General features: G+C 51.6%; 17 protein-coding genes. 4 read left to right on the plus strand and 13 right to left on the minus strand.

The genetic code is table 11. The features are described from left to right. Positions 1-506: 506 nt before the first annotated feature. Both SH449x_RS12080 and SH449x_RS12085 read left to right on the plus strand, forming a co-directional pair. Complete coding sequence (locus SH449x_RS12080) at positions 507-1472, plus strand: RHS repeat domain-containing protein (protein WP_482381590.1); 966 nt, start codon at positions 507-509, stop codon at positions 1470-1472. Between the two features lie 146 nt (positions 1473-1618). Further along, positions 1619-2056 carry a flagellar basal-body rod protein FlgG gene (locus SH449x_RS12085; protein ID WP_482379680.1) on the plus strand — a complete coding sequence of 146 codons (438 nt, stop codon included), beginning with the start codon at positions 1619-1621 and terminating at the stop codon, positions 2054-2056. An 809-nt stretch (positions 2057-2865) separates the two neighbouring features. On the opposite strand, the gene SH449x_RS12090 is transcribed toward SH449x_RS12085, so the two are convergent. Next, complete coding sequence (locus SH449x_RS12090; protein ID WP_482381591.1) at positions 2866-3324, minus strand: acyl-CoA thioesterase; 459 nt, start codon at positions 3322-3324, stop codon at positions 2866-2868. A gap of 51 nt (positions 3325-3375) precedes the next feature. Next, a complete protein-coding gene (rpsR, locus tag SH449x_RS12095) occupies positions 3376-3684 on the minus strand; it encodes a 30S ribosomal protein S18 (RefSeq protein ID WP_482381592.1) in 309 nt (102 codons plus the stop codon). Positions 3685-4114: 430 nt separating this feature from the next. Here rpsR and SH449x_RS12100 point away from each other — a divergent pair, with 430 nt between their 5' ends. Together SH449x_RS12100 and SH449x_RS12105 are read left to right on the plus strand one after the other, a co-directional pair. Continuing rightward, positions 4115-5734 (plus strand): HEAT repeat domain-containing protein, encoded by a 1620-nt coding sequence (locus tag SH449x_RS12100; protein ID WP_482381593.1) that lies wholly within the window; start codon positions 4115-4117, stop codon positions 5732-5734. A 6-nt stretch (positions 5735-5740) separates the two neighbouring features. Beyond that, entirely contained in the window at positions 5741-6115 is a 375-nt protein-coding gene (locus tag SH449x_RS12105) for a hypothetical protein (protein ID WP_482381594.1), read from the plus strand. Positions 6116-6446: 331 nt separating this feature from the next. Here SH449x_RS12105 and SH449x_RS12110 read toward each other — a convergent pair whose 3' ends face one another. The 11 genes from SH449x_RS12110 to SH449x_RS12160 form a co-directional block, all read right to left on the minus strand. Next, positions 6447-7010: a sigma-70 family RNA polymerase sigma factor gene (locus SH449x_RS12110; protein WP_482381595.1), complete on the minus strand. Its 564-nt coding sequence runs from the start codon at positions 7008-7010 to the stop codon at positions 6447-6449. Between the two features lie 6 nt (positions 7011-7016). Beyond that, a complete protein-coding gene (locus SH449x_RS12115) occupies positions 7017-12476 on the minus strand; it encodes a protein kinase domain-containing protein (protein ID WP_482381596.1) in 5460 nt (1819 codons plus the stop codon). Between the two features lie 140 nt (positions 12477-12616). After that, positions 12617-13996: a Gfo/Idh/MocA family protein gene (locus SH449x_RS12120; RefSeq protein WP_482381597.1), complete on the minus strand. Its 1380-nt coding sequence runs from the start codon at positions 13994-13996 to the stop codon at positions 12617-12619. 236 nt (positions 13997-14232) lie between these two features. Further along, the gene (locus tag SH449x_RS12125; protein ID WP_482381598.1) at positions 14233-15903 is read right to left on the minus strand and encodes a S41 family peptidase; all 1671 of its coding nucleotides are present in this window, start codon (positions 15901-15903) and stop codon (positions 14233-14235) included. A gap of 377 nt (positions 15904-16280) precedes the next feature. Beyond that, the gene (locus SH449x_RS12130) at positions 16281-17198 is read right to left on the minus strand and encodes an ABC transporter ATP-binding protein (protein WP_482381599.1); all 918 of its coding nucleotides are present in this window, start codon (positions 17196-17198) and stop codon (positions 16281-16283) included. Between the two features lie 11 nt (positions 17199-17209). After that, a complete protein-coding gene (locus SH449x_RS12135) occupies positions 17210-18019 on the minus strand; it encodes an ABC transporter permease (RefSeq protein WP_482381600.1) in 810 nt (269 codons plus the stop codon). A 6-nt stretch (positions 18020-18025) separates the two neighbouring features. Then, entirely contained in the window at positions 18026-19105 is a 1080-nt protein-coding gene (locus tag SH449x_RS12140; RefSeq protein ID WP_482381601.1) for an ABC transporter substrate-binding protein, read from the minus strand. A gap of 85 nt (positions 19106-19190) precedes the next feature. After that, positions 19191-19925 (minus strand): hypothetical protein, encoded by a 735-nt coding sequence (locus tag SH449x_RS12145; protein WP_482381602.1) that lies wholly within the window; start codon positions 19923-19925, stop codon positions 19191-19193. 68 nt (positions 19926-19993) lie between these two features. Next, entirely contained in the window at positions 19994-21517 is a 1524-nt protein-coding gene (locus SH449x_RS12150; protein ID WP_482381603.1) for a phosphate ABC transporter substrate-binding/OmpA family protein, read from the minus strand. A 15-nt stretch (positions 21518-21532) separates the two neighbouring features. Then, positions 21533-22528, minus strand: a complete 996-nt coding sequence (locus SH449x_RS12155) for a VWA domain-containing protein (protein WP_482381604.1) — start codon at positions 22526-22528, stop codon at positions 21533-21535. Positions 22529-22556: 28 nt separating this feature from the next. Next, on the minus strand, positions 22557-24386 hold the full coding sequence (locus SH449x_RS12160) for an ABC transporter substrate-binding protein (RefSeq protein WP_482381605.1): 1830 nt from the start codon (positions 24384-24386) through the stop codon (positions 22557-22559). Positions 24387-24459: the final 73 nt, after the last annotated feature.

The raw sequence follows: 24459 nt of genomic DNA on the forward strand, positions 1-24459 counted from the left end.
AGGGCAGCGGTGACCAGAGCAAATGCTTCAACGACGAAGGCCATGAAGTCCCACAATCGGAGGTATTCGACGTCCTCCTCGAAATGGAGCAGATGAGCCAAATCGACGACAGTTCACGGGCTTTACGTGACAAGCAAAATAAGAGGCGTGGTTTCTGAGTAACAGCGAGCAACTAGAAATGCCCCATTGATAACCCCATAAAGCTTTCGCAGCCCGCCAGCCCGAGCTGCCTTCTTCGTCACCCTCCCGAAGAATTCGGGAGGGTCGAGTGGAGGGACGATCACTCGGGGAGGGTGCTTTGTAGTGGACGAGGCAAGGAGTCCCGGCTGTTGTAGTGGACGAGGCAACGAGACCAAATTGCACTGGAGACCACCCGTTCTTACACCAATAGGACTCCTGCCGTATGCGTGCCAAGCGATCTGGCCTCGTTGCCTCGTCCACTACACCCGAAAAAAATCCCAAAAATCAGCCACCAATCCGCCTCTTAGACCGTTTACAATTCGGGTATGACGAATCACCCGACTATCACTTCCGCAGCCCCCTCTTCCGCATCGCTGCCATTCGATGCCGTGTTGGATTCCATCGACTCGCTCACCACGACTTTCACCGCGTCTGTAGTACCTACATTAGAAACCACAACGGTCACCGAAGTTGCATTAGGCTACCATCGCAACCAACAGTACTCCATCACCGCTATGACCACGTCGAGCGGTGCAGTCGCAGAGCGGTACGCTTACACCGCGTATGAGCAACCTACGATCCTAAACGCCAGCGGAACTGTGCTTACGAGTTCTGCGGTTGGCAATCGGTATACCTATACCGGTCGTGAATGGGACGAGACCCTCGGTCTCCATCACTTCCGAGCTAGATGGATGAGTCCGCTCGCGGGAAGGTTCTTGGGAAGAGATCCGATTGGTTACGGTGATGGGATGAATCTCAATGCGATTCTTGTAAATGGTCTAATGGATTGCGTCGATCCAAGCGGAGAGTGTGCGGATTGTAAGCAACGTGGCGGGACTCCTTTTAAGGGAGGCGGCATGTTAGTTGATAGCGTAGTCGATTCTGAAATTGATGAGTACTTTGACCAATGGGTTAAAGTGGATAAGCGAAAAAATAAAGATATTCCTGAAATAGAAAGACGTCGCACCCGGAAAACGAACCCTCGCCAAGAAATTCATTACGTAATTCGCATACAGAGCTACACAGTGATTTGCTGCAAAGAAAAAGATGGCTCTATGACTTTCGAAACCTATAGAAGGACTACTACATCATATCAAAAGGGCACTTTCCGTGTCCCCAGACCTTGGGAGCTCGATTCGCAAAACAAGGATAAATACGTCAACTATATGTTTCCTGTTCCATTCTGGTATCACAGTGACAAAGGTTATAACGCAGAATGTTTGAAGACTACCGGTCTTGGCACTAATGGCTTTGGGCCAAGAATCATCGACAAAGATAGCGACATTAAATAATGCAGTAAACCATCAAAAGACGGAATGGAGAGTTAATGGAAATGGAATGTAAGACTGGTATGGTCGAAAGATTTGCAACATCATTATTAGTAGTTACTGCTGCACTAACAGTTGGCTGTGTGTCAGTTGCAAAAGAAAACCTCGCCTTGACAGATTTTAAAAATCGCCTTACTGAGACAGGGTCGAAACTGGATCTTGTTGCAACAGGAAACACGTACTTCTCTCTCATGAGAGATTCTGAGGAAGTCTATGTGCGAAGTGGCATGCTTTGCGTTTTATCGCACGGAGAGCTTGCTCTGCGAACCAACGAGGGAGACATTCCATTCAATCCGCCTGTGCTGATCCCATTTGGCGCCAGGTCATATGAAGTCGATTTAGAGGGTAACGTCCTGATCAAGATGGAGGGAGCGGAATCTTTGGTTAGCGTCGGTCAGATTGATTGCAATCGCTTCGCTGCTGGGCGTCTTCTGGGGCCTTTGCTAGCTACTGTTGTTGCCTCAGATGTGCCTCCATCAAAAGAATCGTTCGGTGTTCAGGCGGAAGCAATCGTATTGAGTGGTTGGCGTTCACAGAATAAGAGATAGACTTAGTCAGTAAGGTCTCCGCCAATTGCAGTTGGGCGGAAGAAGTTTGAAAGAAGGCCGATCTTTTCCTTATAGGATTTCCAAAGGTGTTTTGGATTTCCTACAGTTCCGATCAGTGCTCAAGCGAGCCGTAAGGCACCTCTTGCTAACACTTTGTTGCACCGAATTCGGTTTTTTGCTCTCCATTGAGTTCATCTCAGTGGAAGCACGACTAACAAGCTAGCAACGACGCACTCCCCCCTTCCCATCTGTCTCGCCTGCGGCGAGACAGAAGGGAAGGGGGAGGGATATATTGGGGGATGCGTTGCTAGCCTGTTAGTCATCGCTCCACCGACACGAGGTCGGAATGGAGGCGTTCACGAACAGCTCAAAGCTACTCACGCGAGTGCACGAACACTCCAGTTGGGAGCAGGTTATTGTTTCACCGATCTCAAGCTCACTGATCGACGCGAACTCTTGGCTCGTGAACCACCAGTCCTGCAGCGTGAGTTGCCTTCTTATTCACCCTCCCAAAGAATTTGGGAGGGTCGAGTGGAGTTTACGATCACGAGGGGAGGGTGCTTTAGGAAACGCTGACACTTCGGTCCTTAAATGCATCGCCGTGCCTGTCACTCTCTCCGAGCTACGCTCGACCCTCCCTCGAAGGGAGAGTGAATGCTGTAACGGCACCGCACGCCAAAGATGTCCGGTGTTTTCGGATCGTGTTCATTGCCGTCCTTCGGGACTCTTAGGTTCCGTGAGTTCTGTAAAAACCGAATCTCGGTAGAGTACAAGGCCGTCCCCTCTGTCTTTCTGCTCGCTGATAGTCCTTATTGCCTAATGAACTGAGACAGCTTTTCGCGAATCGAATCCGGAATCGTTCGTTTGGTTAGTTTTCGAGGGGACTCGCTCTCAATCTGGCAACAAACGGAGATCGAGGTCCCCTTGGCGACATCCCCGTTCGAGCCGGAGATTTTGTGCTCGAATGCGACACTGGTTGACCCCAAGCGAGAAATCTCAACTTGGACAGTTAGGAGATCTTCGAATCTGGCCGGCCCCAGAAAATCCATGCTGATGTGGACTCTAGGCCACGTAACGAGAGGGGCATCCAGCCCTGACTGGTGTGGTTCGTCACCAGACGTGTGTTGGGGAAAAACCGAGAGCCCCAAAGAGCGGAACAAGTCATGTTCTGCTTGCTCCATGTACACAATCAGCGACGAAAAATGCGCAATGCCAGCCGTGTCGGTATCCCGAAATTCGACACGGCGTTGCGTTACGAAAAAGCCCATGGAAATCACTCAGCAGTCGTTCGCCGGACCGACGGGCTGTCGCGTCTGGTACTACTCGCCAACGTATGGCATCAAAGCCATAAAGCGAGCCCGTTTGACCGCCTTGCTGACGGCATGCTGACTAGCTGCGGAGCATCCCGACTTGCGTCGCGAAACGATTCGACCGTGCCGGTTCACCAACTTTGCCAGGAATTCCACGTCTTTAAAGTCGACGTACATGGGCCGAGGTCTCTTGCCATCGACCAACAAAGGATCCTTTTTCTTGATTTTTACTTTGACGCGAGATCGCTTGCGTGGAACACGCTTGCCGTTAGGGGGACGACGACCACCGCCGCCGAAGGATCCTTGGAAATCTGACATAATCTCTTTGACTTGACAATTACAAAAGGTTTTCGTGCTCGATAAAGCTACGTAATTTCAGGAGGGAAGATGGTAGCGGACCTCATCGCGTGCATCAATACCCAAAGTGGTATTTCCCATGGCGTTTTTGACAAGTGTGAGGGGTTTGGTGAGCAGGTTTTTGGCCCGCACTTCTCCCACTGCCTGGCTCCCTGGACCGACAATATCGGCACCTTGAGGGGGAATTCGGCACGTTTTCGAGAATATCGCCCCAGGAGGGGGGGGCTTTCTTGTTAGGTTCTTGCGGGTTGTGGCAAAATTAACGATGTTGATTGCCACATAATGGAAACGCTTGACGCGATATGGGGCCGTCGAAGGTGTTGCTGGTCGATAAGCGTTTTAGCGTTTAAATAAGGACATGCCAATTGATTTTCTGAGATGCTGATGCTCCATGTTGCAAAGCGTTCATCCACTCCAAACGACATTTCGGGTGCTCGCAAACCCTCGTAACGTTGCGTCCATTCCAGTATTAGCGTTGGGAATGCAGTCAGGCGATCCTTTTATTCGGGTCACATCGATCCAAACGCTACTTGCACGGGGGAAGCTCGCAGACGCCAATGCTATCGTTGAGGGCATTGACCACTGCCATCCGGACGACCTTCCCTTTTTGAGAAGCCATCCCGGTCTTTTCATTTCCCCGATTGAGACTTGCCTCGCATGCCGCGAGCCGCATATCCGGCAACAGGGCTTGGTCGCCATAGCAAAGATTCGGGTGGCCTCGCACTTTCATCGCCTGATCGAAGTAGTCGAATCTGTGGATGATCCTCAGCAGATGGTTGCCTCACAGTTGTTAATGAGTCTTGCCAACGAGCTTGGGCAAGAATCCAGAAAATCCACCACACCCCGGCCGGTGAATGGCCGACTAGAGTTGATTGAGGCGTTAGGGGTGTCACTCGCAAATTTTGGTCGGCATAAAGTCCGTGACATAATCGATGCTTGGTTGCAAGCGTCCCACTGGGGGGACGAGTCCTTTCAGCGACTCTTTTCGGATATGCCGCAGGAGGATGCCTCGATCATAAAGAAGAGGATTCAGACCAGTCATGCCTACGAGACAGATGAGCTGCTACTAGGATGCTATTGGAGCCAGGCCCCCATAGTCGATGCCATTTCTATGGCGATAGAAAGAGCGTCCAACAAGGTTCCCAGGGAGTTGATTCGGCTCGAGAAACGATTTGGCATCCAGGCTCCCTTTTTTAAAAATTTAGCCAAGACGCCAATCGAGCCCTTGAGGACGGTCGATATCACGGAGCTAGCTAGCGATCCCGAGGATTACGATTCCTTGTTCCGACTGATGGCCGTCGGTGGAGCAACGCCGGACACAATCTTGTGGAATATTGTTCGAGTGCTGGATCGAACACCGGACCTTTCCCCGCAACTTGCAAGGAATATGGTGGCGGCGATTCGATCGATACGGTTTGCCAACGCGATTCTTATAACCATGGTGATGAGCGATTGCTTTGATCTTCCCGATATAGACCATTATCAACCTCCCCCGTGGAAAGCATCGCTAAGACTGGCACTCGACAACCTATTGAGTCGCTACTATTCGCTTCCGCCAGCGATTAGCAACGGTCTCGATGTAATGCTACAAGAATTTCGTTGCGACAATTTGTTCGAGTATGTAGAGACTTGGCCAGATGCTCACGTTCGTGCCTACGCAAGGATCGCTAAGCTTGTCGACAAGAGATGCGTCGAAACCATAGACCTCGAAGCGAATTGTGGTTCACCAACGCGGCGAGCCAAGGCGATTCGATTGATTCGATACCTGGGGCGCGACGAACAGTTCAACGAGATCGCGATTCAAGCTTTGCGTGATGCAAGTGACGATGTTCGTATTCAAGCTATCCAAGCAATTTCGTTTGGGATGGAGAAAGCAGAGGCAATAGAGCTGATATCGCCCATGCTCCAAGACGAGATTTATAAGGTGCAGGCTACAGCTTCGCAGTCATTGATGGACCTTAGGGATGCTATCCACGAAGCAAAGGTGCACGAAGCAAAGGTAAACGGATAACACAAAATGATGCAAGTCTCTCTCATATCGGAGATCTATCGAATCCAAGGCTACGACGTAGAAAGATGGCATTGGGGGCAACTGGGAACCTATCTACTCGCTGGCCTGCTAATCGTATTCGGTCTTTGGCAGGGCCTGTTAGCAATAAGTCGCTGGTCAAAAAAGCCAAGCGAATCTCCCTCAAAGCTCCTTGCGACATTAATCAGGTCCCACCAACTCTCGACCAAAGAGACAAAGCTGATACAACGAATGGCCAGGAATATTCCCAGGAATTTGCCAGTTGCGTCGCTGTTTGTCGATCCGCTTCTTTGGGAGGACGACCGGATCTATCCCAAGTCGACTGAAAAGCAAGAACTGAAACACAAGCTGTTTGGAATGTGAAGACACAATCCAACAGAAATTGCTTGAACGTATTTTCTTGGTTGACGAACGCTCTTCCAACGTCTTGGGTTTACGTTGAAAATGCGTTTTGCACTAACGCACAGCTCAGAAATTTGTTCGAGCCAATCGGTGTCCGGTTGCCGGTTACTACGAATATAAGCTCGTGATATCAAAGTCACAAAGTGTGTCAGTAACTCCATATGATATCAGCCCATAATAGCCTCAATATTCGACTTCATCCAACTTATCAAAGATTGTTGTCGCTTACTCTTAAAAATGGAGGTCACAAACTGCAGCACCGCATTTCTGACGAAGACTAGCCGCCTTTTCATCACTGATCGATCGCATCTCGCAATGCTGCGAGTGCTCTAACCCAAAGCATTCTAACAGCACCTTCGCTTCGTTCCATTCGAGTCGCAATCTCTTGATACGAAAGCTCTTGAAAGTTACGAAGCAGAATAACTTGCCGATAGTCTTCTGGCATCGACTCGATGGCCCTGGCTAACTGCAACCGACTTTCATTTTCCATAGCCGCTGCGCTCGGAGTACTGCTATTGGCTAAGACCAAACCATCCAGCCGACTCGAAGACTGCGATAGCGATTGTTCGATCGACTCCTCTCGACGGACAGAACGCATTTGTGTTCCCGCATAGTGCCGCGCTAGATTCGCTAATTGATGTGCGAGGATCTTTCGTAGCCATGCCATGCGCTCCGCTTCTGTGCTCCCCCGAAACTCTTGCCACCCCTGCCAAGCTGCCACCAAAGTCTGTTGCACCGCGTCCGAAGAATCGAACTTGCCAGCAAAACGACTATCGATCTCCTGCCTAGCAAGAAATTTCAACCAAGCCTCGTACTTGAGCAACCATCCAGTGCGATCAGCCTCTTCTGAGTCCATACGATCCTACGACGAGCCAGCTAAGCGTTTGCGAACCCCTATCCGAAAAACCTTCGATCTTAACCACGAGACAAGATAGAACAGTACCATAAACCAAGACATTACGTAGTAACCTGCCCACAAAATATGGTACCAACCCGTCCAATCCAGACGCTCTTGCGGCAAGAGCGGTGACTGAGCCAACATGGTTCTCAACTGAATCGCCCCCCACAAGCTGCTCACTGCTATGACGGCACATATCCACAGCACCAAGGAGAGCCGTTCACCCTTCACGCCAAATTTGACCAAGTAGCCGATGCCAACAAGCGGTGGTGCAAAGGCTAAACCAACCAGATATCGATTCAAGATGCCCCGAAAATCAATGCCCTCTGATGGGGTTACCATAACGGAGAACAGAAAGACTCCCGCGACAATAGGTAAGCCCAGCAATGCCTTCATACTAAACTGGCAATTTGAGGTCAGAGTGATAAGGTAAGCACAAGGCAGGACCACCATCGTCACCGAAAAGAACACGCCCCATCCTAGGAATGAAATCGCATGGTGCTGCACTTCTGTCAGAATCGTAACCCATGGCAAAGCTCGTTGCCAACGCACATCTTTTTCTGCAGGCATAATTTGGGCGGCTGACTTTTCACCTACCAACTGCGGCTCGTCCGTTCGCGAGGAACTGACTATGCCCGACGTGTTTCTCACTGCTTGCCGACATTCGACCGCATGGGCCGTGGCGAAAGTCAATAACGGTGCGGCTCCCGTTCTATTACCCAAAAAACCGATACTCTTGAGGGTAAAATAAACACCATCGTCTAAGTCACGAACAATTGGTCCAGGGCACGACCATCGAGTTTCACCAGAAGCCGCATCGATACCGAATACACAGTTGTCCGTGGCAGGCATCGCTAAAACAATCTCAGGCGATGTTGTAGAAGTACCCGGACGCACCGTCAAAATTTTCATCTGCCCCTTGGTAGGGAATTGCCGCTCCCACAACGGGCGATCCAACTGGTCAACGGATACGGCACTCAAGCCGGAATCATCTAAAACCACCAAGAGATCGCAACCGACTGCCGCGCTCTCGCAGACCCATATTTCGGCATCACGTGGCCGATGCTTTAGTTTGAGCTCCCCGACTTGTCCGTTGTAGTCGTACACCACAAACTTCGAATCGCCGCCGGGTAAGAGTACTCCCACGTTAAGCTTTTCATCGCTTGGCCGTAAGCAGACCGGACGTAATAGTTGTCCACGCTTGTCCCCAAACGAATGAAAGTGGGTAAAAACGGTATCGGTTTCTTTGGTCCAAATCTCGCTACCGTCGCTTCCATCCAGCATGACAATTTGAACGTGTTGCTGGTTAATACCATCCACTTGAAACAACGGAGCAGGTTCGACACAGACCACTTCAAGCGTTCCATCTTTGTTCAAATCGCACAGGGTTTGCGTCGTCCAGTTTTGCAAGCTCTCTTGGAATAAACTATCGGGATTTCTGGTTCGTTTCCAAAGCAACTGGCCATCATTACCACTTAACGCTCGCAGTTCTAGTAGTCCGTCGTGATTGATAGCCGGGGCCAATACATCCTGAACTCCGTCGTTGTTTAGATCCCCCATCGCCAGTGCTAATTCAACACGCCGGAATTGAAACGGCGAGACTCTTCCTAACGAGTGTCCATAAGCTGGACTGAGTGATTGCGACCATAGTAAACGCCCTGTCTTGCCATCTGCCACGAACAGCCATAATTGCTCGTCATCCGACGAAAAGACAGTTCTCACAGGATAATTGTGATCCAGGGCAGCCAACCACAGGATTTCAGCTTGTCCATCTCCATTGATATCTTTAACGGCTAATGCAAGATGGTTGGCCCTGCTCGCCGAGGCTTCCGTCAATGACCAAATTAGCTTGCCGGTTCGTCCTGAAACTGCATGTAATATTGGATCTAATCCGCGGCCACCCGTGAGATGGTCAATCGCTACGAAATCACCAACACCATCACCATCGAGGTCTACGATCTCATTTTGGTGCGCACGAATTCCTACGCTCGAATCACGACGAGTCAGGGGAATTATCTGCAAAGAATTCACCGCAGGGACTGGTCGGTTGCGCCACAGGGGAAGCCCTGTCGCACCGCTATTCGCCAATAGCGTACCATCCCCCCATGAACGGACGAAATCCAAAATTCCGTCCCCATCCATGTCAGCGATCGGTTCTCCCAAATCCCCACACCGCTTCCAGGCTTGTCGACCGCTCCCACGCAGGCATGCCAGTTCACCACCAAAGTCGCAGCGCGTCGCACTGCGGCTTCGTAGCAGCAATAGTTCCTGCAAGCCATCACCGTCTAGATCGTGCGGGCGAGCGGTCGTCAAACTGTATCCGAAGTGATTGACTTGCCCCGTCCCCGCTGAGAACGCACACAAGAGTGACAGAGGGTTCGGCCCCTGCTGTGCACTGGCTTGCACCAAAAGATGTGGCCAACCATCGGGACCTGGGTTCCACCAAGCGAGAGGACCTAAAACCAAGTCCGCGTTCGAATTGCCGATCTGTCGCGGTTCGAATGACTCCGTCCACAACGTTTGTCCATCAGATCCCGACAAGGCATCGACATAAACCGTGCAGTTGTTTCCGCCTAGAGTGGCGGCGAAGATCTCTTTAACTCCATCGCCGTTGATGTCTGGTCCAGCGATAAAGCAATCCACTTGAGAATCGATCGATACGAGTCGCTGTTTCCAAAGCTCTCGGCCAGTGCTGCCATGAAACGCCACGATCTCTCCCCATGGAGTCGATCCCATCACCGTTGGCGCTGACGGACCAAAAGTGGTGGATCTGCGATGTGGCACGACAATCTCGCAGCTTCCATCGGAATCCAGGTCCGTGACCAGCGGCCAATGCGGGGACTCTACTGTCCAGTTGGGTTGCAGTGGCCAATCGGCATCCAATGTTTGCGACCAGAGCTCTCTTCGTTTTGTGGCCGACCAAACATGCAGTTGCGCCGTTGGAATGCCAGGATAGTTGGTGGTTGGGATGGCTTCTAGGAGCACCAGATCGGTGAAACCATCCCCGTCAACATCTGCCCATTGCGGAATACTCCCCGCGCGAATGCCCAAGTCGATCGGCGCCTCGGATTCTCGCCCCGTGAGCGGATCGAGTATCACCAAATGCGTTCCCGCAATACAAGCGAGCTGATCCTGTGTCGCCTGGCGAACCATGACGATCGGTGTGGGGACATACAGGTGCATGCCCGTCCGTTCAAAATGACCACGGCTACGCGTTAAATGCTTACCGTTCATCATACTGCCGCGGCCGCCACTGGTCATGCCACTAGCCCCGACATACCAACGCAGGTCGTAGGGTACCTCGATCCCCGGTTGCAAGTCAAATAGGTGACTCGCCAATTCGTAACGCCAAATGGTTTCACCGCTCCGACCTGAAATCGCTTCTACCCAGCGGGTTCCGTTCACGACTAATCCCTGCATTGCTGGCGAAGAGGGTACGTCAATCATGGTTACGACTACATCGGCGATACCATCGGCATCCAAATCTCCCATCAACAAAGGTTTGCCGATGATGCCACTGCGATAACTCTGAGCCAACCGACCGGAAGGTGCCGTTCCCTTTTTTTCCAGATGTGAACTGCGTGGCGCAAACCATAACACTCGCCCATCGCTTCCCGAGATTGCGATCACCCATGCTTGATGTCGCGCGGCGGCAATGATATCGCCAATGCCATCTCCATTGAGGTCGACGAACGACTCAACGACCCAAGGTTGATAGCGATAACTTCCGTACCCGGAATACTCGAGCATCGGAGACGACCAGGGCCATTCGAAACCAGGCGATGCTTTGCAAAAATCTTGGCTGGTATTCAGTTCGCATTTCCACCCAAACTCCGGGCCATGCGTTTTGCGCAATGCCACACTATCTTCGTTCCAGAGCACCACTCCCGTTTCAACTCCCAGGTCTACCAAATCAAACGTGCGTTGAATCGACTGCGGCGGAAACAAATCATTATTGTCCAGTGTGGCAGTGGCCATAAAGCTTTGGCCGCGTTCTAACTCCATGGTGTAGGTCTGACTTAATTTCCCTTCCGCCGAGAGTCTGACCTGATATTCGCCTGCCGCAAGTGATGCCATTTTTTGCATGGGCAACGTATCGTTGCGAATCAAGCGATCGTCGCGGTCAAAGACTTCGGTGACAATCGGCGGGCGAACAGCGGCTAGTTGAAACGTAGCTTGGAGCCATGCGTGGTACTGAGACCTCCCTAAGCTTCCGATAAGTATCACCAACACCGTGAGCGCGGCGACACTCGTCGACAACCAAACGCTTCGCCGATTTTGCTTGACCCATCGCGATACTAATTCGACCGGAGTGGCTCGCCGTGCACGTATCGGTCGACCATCCAAAAACGCTCGCAGATCATCTGCCAGATCACTGGCTGCGGCATAGCGGTGCTGTGGATCCTTTACCAAACACTTTAAAACGATGGTCTCCAAATCGCGTGGTATCGCATTATCCAACGTTCGCAAGCTTGGCGGTTCATCACTGATAATGTGTTGAATCACATCATGAGGATTCTCTCCAGAGAAAGCAGGTTTTCCACTCAGCAACTCATATAGCGTCGCACCAAAGCTAAAAAGATCACTACGAAAATCAATCCGCTTCGTGGACGCCTTGGCCTGCTCAGGACTCATGTACCGCGGGGTTCCCAACAACGCTCCCGTCATGCTTAATGTCACGTCGTCCAATCGTCGGGCCAGTCCAAAATCTGTCAACCATACGCGGTTTTCGTGATCCAACAATAAATTCGATGGCTTGACATCGCGATGAATAACTCCGCGTTGATGAGCGTGTGCTAACGCTTCCGCTGCTTGTAGACCGATTTCCGCTGCCTGAACTGGTGGCAATCCCGCCCCTCGGTCGGCAACAACCTCGGCGAGACTTTTCCCTTCGATGAATTGCATGGCATAGTAATTGACCCCTTTCTCGCTACCTACTGCAAAGATAGGGACGATGTGTGTATGGTGCAATTTTGCGACTGTTTCGGCCTCGCGTTGAAACCGATCGACCGCCTCCCGGTCGGAAACACCGCCAAAACGTAAAACTTTGAGCGCGACGCGACGTCCCAAGGATATTTGTTCGGCCTCGAATACGGCCCCCATCCCTCCGCGGCCTACTTCTCTGATAATCCGATAATCTCCCAACTGCGGGAGCTGCTCCGGTGCGGATCGTTCGACGTTGTGAATGAAGTCCAAACCAGCCAAACAAGCTTCCAATTGACTCGCAATCGCGGGATGCTGAGCCAGCAACGCGTCCCGACTAGGCTGCCGACCGAGCTTGAGATCCTCGAGATATTGGTCAAGAACTCGTACAATCTCTTCGGTGGATCCTGCTGCGAAAAATTCGCAGGTAGCATCTATCGGGGGAGAATCAGGTGTTGCGTTGAGAGGATCGTTCGGTGTGTCAGGCTGGGAGTTCATCATGCATCCGCCTCTAAGCATCGCGTGGAATGGAGTGAAAGGATTTCACATCCGAACCGACGGATGTGATCATACTCCATCAGTAACGCTGCCAGTATGAATGTCACGCAGAAAACGAAAAAAGGCCGAAACACCAATGGAAGCTACATGTCGATTTCATAGCCTTTGCGGTAAGGTCTTGAAAGTTGAGCCTCGATTTGTGGGTCGTTTTGTACTTGCTCGGTCTCAGGATCCCACTCGATGGGACGATTAAAGCGTGCAGCTAGAGCGGCTAGATGGCAGGTGCTCAGCGCTCGGTGATGACTGAAGACGTCCGAAATGGGTTCCAATCGGTCCCGTGCAGCTTCGAAGAAGTTGCGGAAGTGATTCGCCAACGAACGATTCTTGTACGCAGTGATCAAAGCATCCCCCGGCAAAGGGTTGGTCTTGAGGTCATCAACAGGTTGTCCAGTGAGTTTGCCGCGATTGACGAAGATTCGACCTTCGGTACCTTCGAACAAAATACCGTTGTCTCCATCGTGGCGAATCACCAGCTCCACTCCGTCGGCGTAAGTAGCTCGGATCAAGAACTCCGTGGCGGTGTTGTATCGCGAAGGATCAACCGGCATACCATCCCGAAACTCAACTGGATGCTTCACCATCTCTGGCACAATGGAAATGGGACCGCTGGAGGTTTGTCCCATGCCCCAAGTGGCGATATCCACATGATGCGCTCCCCAATCAGTCAATTTGCCACCGGAGTATTCGTACCACCAACGGAACTCGTAGTGTCCACGCGACCAACTCTTGGTTTCGCCGTTGTCGCCCGCTAAATAACGGAAATCGGCACCAGCGACTGGACCTTGCCACAATTCCCAATCCAAACCAGGCGGAGCGGAGGCCACTGGTAACTCAGGGCTGGTCGGGGCTCCGCCGATGGAACATGTGACTCGTTTGAGTTTGCCTAATCGACCAGCTTGAATCATAGCGATCGCAGTCACGAATTGCTGCTCGCTACGTTGTTGAGTCCCCACCTGTACAATCCGTCCCGTGCGTCGACAGATTTCGCAGATTTTCTTTCCTTCATCAATGGTCAAAGTCATCGGCTTTTCACAGTACACATCTTTGCCAGCCAACATGGCTTCGATTAATAACTTGGCATGCCAATGATCAGGGGTGCTGATGTGGACGATGTCAATTTTTGGGTCGTCGATAATAGCTCGGTAGTCGGAGTGAATAGTGGCTGTTTTGTTCGACCAATCCTTTATCAAGCTAGCGGCCTTTTGGAGACGGGTTTCGTCGGCATCACACAATGCTACGTAATCGCCATACTTGATGAAGTCGGGAGCGGAACCCCATGGACCATCGATCCCGGTCGCCTTGACCGACCAACGGCTCCCGGTACCGATCGCACCTACGCGTGGTCGCTCGTTGCGCGTGCTAAATCCATTCGCCATGACCAAAGGCGAAGAGAAAACGGTTACCGAGGCGATGCTTGCCGATGCCTTAAGAAATCGACGGCGCGTACTAGATGCAATGGACATGGCTATCTCTGACAAATTTATAAGGTGGCTCAAGTGTTGCCGTAACGGCATTTGAGAAGATGATCGAAAGGGAGGGAATCATCTTAGCCGAAACTTTTTTGCAAATCGAGCATTCGATCTACTTGTCCAAACAATATCCGGACTAATAGCGGTGGGCACAACTCCTTGAGGAACCGCCTAGACAACCAGTGATCACATTCATTCCAGAGAAGAAAGGAAGAATTATCTCTGGGATTCTATCGCTTCAGTTGAATCTTCTGCCTAGCCATTTCGATGCCGCGCTCTTTGACCAAATCCACTTTGCTCTCAGCACTCACAAACACTTTTCTATCCTGCTCGGCACGCTTAGCGACAAGATCCAAGGTCCGAGGCTCGTAAGTACTTTCAATCTCCACGGGTACGTTTGGCTTGACTCCGTTGTTGCTAATCGGAGTACCATTCGGAGAATAGAACTTGGAAACAGTCAGACGAAGCCCGCCATTGCCGTTCTCGTTGTGAAAGACTCCTTGGACGCTCCCTTTACCATACGAGGTCTGACCAACGATCGTGGCCCGATGATGATCGTGCATAGCACCGGCGAATATCTCGCTCGCACTGGCACTATCCTCATCGATTAGAACCACTAACGGGATGTCCCAAGTGCCATAACGCTTAGCAGTGAAGTTATGGTTTTCGTGACCATTTCTACCATGCGTGGACACGATGGTTCCTGAGGTCAAAAAGAGATCTGCCAATTCCACAGCCGCATCCAGTAGACCGCCGGGATTTCGCCGTAGATCGATGATCAGAGATCGCATCCCTTGGCCGCTCAACGCTAACATGGCTTTGCTAACCTCGGATGTGGTTGTCTTCTGAAAATTGGTGATCCGGATGTAGCCGACGACTGGATCAGCCATCTCGGCCATCGCTACGCTGGGAACCTCCACCTTGCGACGCTCTACCTTGACGTCGACCATTCGATCGTCGATGGTTTTGAGTTGCAACTGAACAACGGACCCCTCGGGACCACGAAGCAAATCTGCTGCTCGCTTGGCACCGATTTCTTGAACCGACATTCCGTCGACCTTGAGAATGCATTGCTTGGGGCTCAACCCTGCAAAGTAGGCAGGTCCACCGCGGAAAACATCAACAATCCGCAGCTCTGTCCCTTCGGCCCAGAGTTCGATACCCAAACCAATAAGATTGCCTTCGATGCCGGACATGACCTCTTGGTACTCACCTGGTGTCAAGAGCGCGCTATATGGATCGAGCAATCCAATCGATCCGGCTACGTACTCGTAGATAACGGCCGAGGTTGAGAGCCCGATGCTATCGTATGCTTGCTTAGCTACCAGAGTGGCTGTTTGCTTCAACTCTTCTGCCGTCGTGATGCGACGACCGAAAACGGACTTGTGTATGTTCTTACGAAACTCTTCGACGCTCTCCCGCGATGCATTGCGAACATGCTTACCGAGGAAATCAGGCTCGGTTAGAGCTACTTCTAGAAAGGCAGTTCCATGCAGTGCAAGCCTGTAGTAGTCGATGCGGTCGACATAATAGACTTCCAATTTAGCAATGACTTCCGAATAAACCTTTAATGCATCCGTTGCAGATGCGTTGTCAACAGCTTGTAGATAGGACCGGTCGCTGTATCTACGTGTAACGTCATGATGAACTCGACAAACTTGTAGACGTTCTGCGGCGTTGCGAAAGTCGGGATTCTTACGCACGACCTTTTCGTAATGAAGGATCGCTTCGTGCCAGCGTCTTTCCTGTTCCAGCTTTCGCCCGGCCTCAAGAACCTCAACCTCGACGGTAGTCCGGACACTTCCCCCATCCGGAAAATCTGCCACAACGTGCGGAACTGGCCCCATGAGCAGGAGACCAATGGCCCACGTCGAGAGAGTTCTAAGGTTCGAATTCTTCATACGAGCAGAGTCAGTTCGGGGCATACGGGGACACCTTGTCTAAATTTCCAAGGGAGTATGCATCTCCAGCAGTGCCAGTCAAAAAAACCACCGAACTTTTTGTCCGTAGCTTTTATGGAATCGTCAAGGTTTATCAACCTCGATCTCAATGTGACGCAAAGATGGAAAATGCGGTTACGAGAAAGTATCCCTCTCCAAGCCCAGCATGGGCCGCGCGTCATTGCACGAGTGAACTATAGGCAGAGGCTAGCACCGAGGCAATCATTTTTTCCCGACGATGCGACCTGAGGTTTGCCCCGACTGCATCACTGATTTCAAACCTGGCAATCTAGGCAGCCTGGGGTTAATAAACGGGAGTTTACGATAACGCTCGCAAATTAGATCGAACCTGCGATCGCATCGGTTTCTCGGACAGAACGTGCGAGCTCATCCCAGAAGGACACATACTTCGAATGATGCTTGAGGTAACTTTGGTCGAAAACAGCCCGTCGCAGCTCCTCACGTTGCTCGATAAGTCGGCTGAAGTCCTTAGGATCTTCGGGATTGAAAACGGGGCACGGGCGATCGTACACCACCATGGCTCCTTGTTCGCCGGAGTCATGGTATCGCGACAAGCCAACCACGCGATCGGCAACGTATAACGCTTCGTTCAATTCGTGCGTAACAATAATGATGGTGTAAGGTGGAACCTGCCCGGCTTGCTTCGCTCGAAGATTCTCCTGATAGAATCGCAAGAGCATGAGTTGCAGCTCCTCTCGCGTCGTCTCATCCAGTGCTCCGAACGGCTCATCAAGCAAAACCACTTTGGGTTTGAGAATAAAGGCTTGCGCGATCGCCACTCTTTGCCGCATTCCTCCAGATAACTCTGCTGGGTAATGACCGGTGGCAGCACCCAACCCTACCTGACTGAGAAACGCGCGTGCTCGTTCTAAATGCTCCCTCCGCTTGCGCAGATACGATGGCAAAGCAAAGAAACGAGATGGGAAGTTTGTCTCAATAAGTTTTAAACCGAACGCGACGTTCTCCTCTGCCGAAAGGAACTCATAAAGTGCGTAGTTCTGATAAACGATACCCACATCTTTGGTCGGTTTGCGTATCTCGACCCCATCTACCAAGATCCTACCTTCAGATGGAGGATGCGTTCCGAGTATCGCCTTGAGCAACGTACTTTTACCGCAACCACTTGGCCCCACCATGGCTACGATCTGCCCAGCAGCAATTTGCAAATTGATATTGTTCAGGATACGGTTGTCGCCGAACCATTTGCTAACATTTTGAATGTCTAACGCGTACATCGATTTACTCACTACTTGCTGTACCAAGGGCAAAGTTTTCTTCGCACCCAAACCAAAAACCAATCACCGAGCAAGCCGGTGAACCCGAGTATGGCTAGGTAGATGTACACGATGCTCATGTTTAAAACGCGGGACTCCATCCGAATGCGATAACCAATACCCGCACTTCCCACCAGCATCTCCGCAGCCAACAAAAAGATCATTGCGGGACCTATCTGCAAGCGAATGGCATCAAGAGTCGCTGGCAGAATCTGCTTCCATATCACCTCGTAAATGATTTCTGGATCAGAACCACCCAACGTATAGGCTTTACTAATGGCCTCATCGGAAACATCGTTGACGATTGATTGATAGACGCTCTGCGCCATGGTAAAGAAAACACCGAGCGCGACCATGGTCGTAAACATGGTTTGGTTCGTTCCTACCAGAATAAAGTAAATCGGCAGCATGGCCGTCGGCGGGATCTTGGCCAAGAAGGAAATCGTGGGGGCCAACGGGGCTGCGATCCATTCATAAGCCCCCATTGCTATGCCGACGATGATCGAAAGAACGACTCCCAACCCAAGTCCCAAAAAGAGACGCCAATAAGTGGCTCGCAAATCCGTTACCAACATGGAGGGTTTGGGATTCTCCTCGGACCCCTGCGGGGCCAGCATTCGCTTGGCCCCATCCTTAAAGGCTTGTATGCCGGGAATCACCTTTTGCGTTTCGTTCTTTTGCGTCTGTCGCTTTGACAAGACGCTATAGATACCAAACATTCCCAGTACGCCAAGAACCGATAATAGAACCGTCAGCCATGTCGGTAAATGAGCTCGAATCATTTCTGCCTACTTACCGTCCGCGTGAGCCTTGAGGAAACTCAAATCAAAATTCAATTGCGAATCCTTCGAATCAAAGCCAACGGTTGGCTTACCGGTAACGATGCCCTGTTCGATGCAGAACGTTGCTACAGCAGGCATGGTTTTCCCGCGGAAATCTTCCCCCTCGAACAATGCGATGGCAGCTTGAGGAGTTTTATAAAACTGGGTTTGTTGGACCACTTCTTTCATGTCGTTCAATGTCAAGTTGCTGAACTTAGCACCGATGGCGACCAGAGTGCTATCTGCGGTCTCAGGTTTCTCCATCCTCGCATTCACAGCATAAAATGTCTCGATGATGCAACGAGCGAATGCATCGCCCCCTTTCTTGCCCAGTGAATCCTTAGCTACCACCACCATGTCGATAATCTCCTCAGGAATCTCCGAGGAATCGAATAGCTTCTTCGATCCAGATACATCTCGCAAAGTTTGCATTACAAACGGATTCCAAACCATGATCGACGTTACATCCTTGTCCCCCGACTGCATCGCGGCTGCTGCTGCGCCTGGATCCATGTTGGCGAATGGATAATCCTTTGGGTTCAAGCCTCGCTTGATCAGAATTCGCTCGAAAGCATATTGAGACACACTTCGCTCAAGCCCCTTGGTGGTTTTGCCCTTCAAAGCCTCTACGCTGTCTATCCCGACCGCTACGCAAGCATCGGCCCCCAAGCTGGTCGAGGTTGGCAAAACCGCCACACTGGCTCGATCGGCTGCCGGGCCGAGAATGTCCATATTCGTAATGCAAACCGCATCGGCTTCGCTCGATCCATAGAGTTGGATACACGTGTCATAGTCGACACCTTTGAGAACGATATCCACGTTCCATTTCTTCTCGAGTTCCCCAAGTTTGCCTTCGTCGCCGTCGATCAAGCCAACGTCGCTGGCCACACCGAAAACACTCCACGACGGATACTCACTCCACGCCAACGTAAATACGGGGGTGGACTGACTCGTGGAGCCACCTGATGTACCGGTTGTGGGTTTTCCGGAATCACAACCCATCAAAACTGCTGCCATGAGCGGCACCGCAAGCCAAATTCGTTTCATGTCGGTCTCCTCTAATTCTTTGGGGTTACTTTTTGGGAATCTTAACTACAAACATTGATGCAGAAATTGCTCGGTAAAGACCTGGTTACTCTTTCAAATCCCTTAAATAGGACGGGTAAGCGGGGTCCGAATCGAGCTCCCTTAGTCGTTCTTCTGTTCTCTTGGCGATCTTTATACTCTCATCCAGCTCTTCTCGCAGGCGACTTAAGTCGGTACCGACGGTCTTTTTGGTAAAACTGCGATATTGCTCCAATGCTGAAAAAGAAAAATCAACGGAAACTTGAATTTCCTTCAGCAATCGCTCTCGCTCATCGAGCAACATCCGACGCTCATTCTGCCCAAGCTGCTTGCTCTGTGTCAGCAATCGATACGATTCGTATAGATTGTTGACCGAAGCCCGATAGAGTTGCTCGAACTGCGCGAGTATCTCCTGGCTTCGAATGACTACTCCTGGTTGGCTGGCTAATTGCTTGAATTGGGCGCGCTGAACTCGCAATGTCCTCAAAAGATCTTGATCGCGGTCGTCGTTGTCCTGCGATAAGAAGCGATCGAGCTGATCTAACTGTGCTTCTTCGGCTGCAATTTCTTGTTCGGCAAGCTTCTGAATCGTCTCCGCCGTAATGGACTCAGTCTTGAAAATAGCACGTGTCCCCATCCAGCCGAGCCCACCGAGTACTCCCGCTAATCCAGCTAGCGTCAACCAACCCACACCATCAGCCGCCCACGAAAGAAGCAGCGACGAAAGCCCACCAACGATCGGCAATACGACCGAAGGAGCCAAAAAGATCTCTCGGAGAACTCGATTTCGAACTTGATTCAATGCGAGGCCAACTCCTGATTACCCTGCAACATTCCGCTTAGCGCCAGACTTTGAAGCATGTGGATCGACTAGTACGGCAATTCCCCTAGTATAAAGACGACTCGCGATTGGCCAACCTTGCCTCGCACGCTCTTCATTCTTGATGCCGAAATTCCCCGCATTTTTAAGTAATCAACCGCTGCATCAGCCCGTTCCCGAGCCAACGCCAGATTCGCAGCCTCGTTTCCGCCCGAGGCTGCATTGCCTTCCACCTTGATATAGTAGGCAGGCCAAGTGAGCAGCTTTTTCGCCAATTCGTCCAGCGTCTGCTTGCTAGCCTCGGTCAATCGAGCGGTCCCTCTAGCAAAAACGAGCTCGGGGACGCTTAATGTCCCGACCGGTGTCAATGAGCCCCACTGATCTTCAGTGAGTTCGACTAGCTCCCCATCGCTCCGCACCAACTCATCCGGTAAAAAGTTCCCCGACTTTAGCTTCGCCAAAGCCTTATCAAAGAATAGCTTGGGATACTGCCCGCCCGTCGGATCGCGGTCGATCCCCTTGGTGGCCATCAGGACCGACATGATGCGGGCGATCATGTCCTCGATATGAACCACACGATCCTCACGCAATCCAAAGTGGGCGTAGTTCTCAAGCGTATTCTTCCAACGAATACCAGCCAAAAGCCTGTCTGCCTGGACGTCCGTCAATTTCGTGCCAGTCCGCTTGGCATCATCAAGAACGAGCTGCTTGAGCTTGGTCGGATCTCGAAACGCATTCATCGACCGGAAATAACTCTCGAGAACTTGTTCCACCACTTGCGGTTGCTTAACCAAATAGTCGCGGCTCACGACCAACGAGTCGACGATGTAACCGGTAAATTTGGAACTGTCTACGATGACATGCATGGCAGGGTTTTCGAGCAATTGGGAAACGAACGGCTCCCAAGTGACATAAACCTCGTCCGTCGTCGGTGCAGCGACTTGATAAGAAGCCATGATCTTTTCCGGAGAATCCACACGGCGGAATGGATCCGGTGCCAGATTGGCTAGATCAAAGTCCTTCATCACGACCCGAGTCAACGTTTCGCTCGGCGAATCCCCCACCAAAACAAACTTCGTCGTGGCTGAATTCAACGCATCGACATCGGGGAAACGATCTGTATAAGCGACCATAGCATCGGCACCACGCGTTTCATCAATCAAAGCGATGATCGTTACCGGGAGCTTGTTTCGCGCGCTGCATACTTTGATCAAGGCATCGATTGGAAACGCCGCGAATTGGATGGCTCCCGACTCGAGCTGATCCATTCGTTTGGCATAATCCGCCGCGTCATCATTGGTGGATAAGCGAATGCCCTGGCTGGCCAACTGATCTCGAAATTCCTGCGATCGCAGAACTGCATAGCCGGAAAACGCATCCAGCCCGATGGCTATCTCATGTTGATAGCGGCTGGTGCCTTGCGTGGAATCGAGCTTCTCCTTCTCCTTGGTCTCTTGCTCCTTTGCCTGCTCTGCCTTTTGAGCAGGTTGCAATACGAGCTTCCATATGCCAACTCCGACAGTTAGCACGAACAACCATAACAAAGCAGCTAAAGCAATTTTCGTCTTGGACACAGCAGTTTGGTTCGATCAGCGTTTTTTCTGAGACTTGAGCATGCCATTGAGGAAGATCGTTATAAAAACAACGATCGCTACAATAAACCAAAAGTTGCCACCCGAGGGTGGAGTGTTGGGCGCGGCCGCCCCGACACCTGGAGATGAGACCGCAAAAGTGTCGGTTTCCATGGATACTTGTTCACCGTCGATAGGTTTATTGACCATGCCAGCCAGTGCCGCCAATGCTTCGCTCGCAAACTCATCCGGCAGTCCAGCGATCAAATCGAAATCGGACGAACTACCATCATCGGTAGCCTGGTTGGACTCGGCGAATATCTCGATCAACGCCGACTCAAAACTTGATGCGTCGTTCGCTCTGCGATAGGTATGCGCCTTGCTCGCCAGAGTATGGTCGCTTTTCATGTCGACACCTATCGTATCGATGACGATACCCCGTGCGACCATGTTGGGTAGCAATCGATTGAGCTCCCGCCCATCGGTCGCCTCTCCATCGGTGACCACGATGAGCCGGTAGTCTCCGATCGGTTTACTCGATCGAGCGGCTAGCAATTGATCCATGGCGGTTTTCATAGTACGCCCAAGCGGAGTTCCGCCATCCGCTCGCACTTGGTCGATGAGAGCAACAGTCTTTGCCTTTTCGAGTGGCCCGAGCGGTACTAACCAACCGCCCTGGTTGCGTGCTCCGTTCATCAACAACAATCCGAGTTGCGTGTTATCCGGAAGCTGCCCCACAAGCTTCTTGAGGGCCTGCTGGGCAACCTTCATTCGGGCCTCTTTGCCTTGATCGGTTCGCATTTTGTCGCGCATCGATCCGGAATCGTCGAGCACGATTACGACCACCGGGGCAACGGAACTGGTCTCTTGTGCCGCCATGGTCCCGTGCACCGAAGTGCCAAACCATACGGTCATGCTAATCGTTAACGCGACAACCGCCGAGAAAATTCGGCATGGTCGATACTCCGCTTTAGGCTTAGCGGATATCGATTGGCTCAGCCAACGTATGTTCATTAGATTTACCTTTGGCCTGAATTGTTATTTAAAAATCGAATTCGTTGGGTGCGATCGTTTCCGCCTCGACCCGAACGATGCGAAACTCCACTCGCATGTTCTCTTTGGCTTCGTCCAAATTCTTCGGCTTTGCGATCACGGGCTCGGAAACGCCTGCTCCAACCGGCACGATCTGCGACAAGTCGAGATTGGCTTTCTCCGCTTTGGCAAACTTCACGACTGCATCGCGAACCGATTCCGCACGCTTCTGACTTAGATTCAAAGCCGCTTGCATCGTGACCAAAGGATCAGCCTTGCCACCGCTGAACTTGCCAGCCTTGATGAGTTCCACGATCGCAACCGTGTTGTTCAAATCTAGTTCTTTCCCATCGTAGAAATATTTGAAATTTCCCGACGAGCCGGTCTGTCTTAGGAGTTTTTTCTCCATCCCGGATTGCACGAGATCGATCAGCGTTTTGGTCGGGTCGGAGTGCCCCCGAATGACTATCTTTGCATTGCCGAACGTACTAGCCGCTTTGATGGCTCGCTGAAACTCAGCCCCATATCGATCGGCGGAGAACTCTTGGACGTTGGGTTCAAAGTTGATGGTGAAACTCACGATAGTATTGGCATCTAGATTCTCACCGAGAAACATCTCGGTCGATTCCGCTGAATTGGAAAAGCGTTCGCTCTTGGTCGGTTCGACGTATGGGACACCTGCCGTCTTAGCAATGTCTCGATAATCAAAATCGTTGGGATCAAACCCAAAACGATTCTTTGCATAGCCCCAACCAGTCGCCAAATCCAACGCTTCGGACATCTTGCTCTCAAAGCCGCTCAAGTTGCCGCTATCGCGAAAGAAAGCAATCTGCCCCGGCAGCCCCACAAATGTGCAATCCATCAACAAACCGTGGGCATCGACATCGAGAGTCGGCAACACTTCCTCGCCGAAGGTGCGTTGGCTCATAGTCAAAATGTCTTTGTAGGCATCCGACATCTTGCTGCTTTCTTCAAAGCCTTTTCGCATGGCCACCAGCTCCTCAGTTCCCTTGAGATAGCCAGCCACAAACTTGGTGACCCATTCCTTGTTAGCATCGAACCAATCTCGGCGAACGGCATAAACGTCTGCGATGGAACGGCTCATTTGTTGGGTACTGTTCACCATGTGAGCCCCCTCAACGGTCCCCTCAGCACCGCTGCCTACGGAATCAAAGCCGCTGGTCAGTCCGATCAAATCGGGGGTAATGACACAGCATGCGTCGATGGTCGGATCGTTTCGGAATGCCTCGGCGGCACCCTTCTCCCCAGTCAAATCATCCACCCAAACGATGGTGACATCTTCCCTTTTCAAATTCGCAGCCGATAGCGAGTCGTAAAGCAGACCGACGTGAGGCCCCCCTTTTTGGACAGCAATCTTCTTACCTTTGAGATCGTTCAACGTTCGAACATTCTTGCGAGCAACGATGTGATCCCCCGCGCTCCAGGATAACTGCAGAATCACGACTGGCTTGGTTCGCGGGTCCGCGCCAATTACCTCGCTCGCCAGTCCCATCATGTGAAAAGTGCCTCGCAGAAACGGAGTCTTGCCAGAGACATAATCGCGAACCTGCCCGATGAAGTCGTCACCGTTGACCAATTGCATATCGAGCCCCAGCTTGCCATACGTCGACCCCGGTGTCGTCGTCAAGTCGCCGTTAGCCAAAAACGTGGCCACATCCCCACCCCAGGTCAGAAAGGGAACCTTGGCGGTACCTTCCACAACCTGACCAACAGAAACGGGACCGACCAACTCCTTGAAGCTTTCTTGTGCTACGGAGCGGGTGGCCGCCGCCAGAAAGAGTATTGCCGCAAATAGTCTGAAATTTCGAAACCACATCATCTCTAATTCCTCGAGGAGTTCGGAGCTTTTGAACGCCGTGCATTCTAGCAGGCTTTAACCAGATTCCCACAAG

This window comes from Brakhagea baltica (genome assembly GCF_052161605.1).
GTDB lineage: Bacteria > Planctomycetota > Planctomycetia > Pirellulales > Pirellulaceae > JBKCUI01.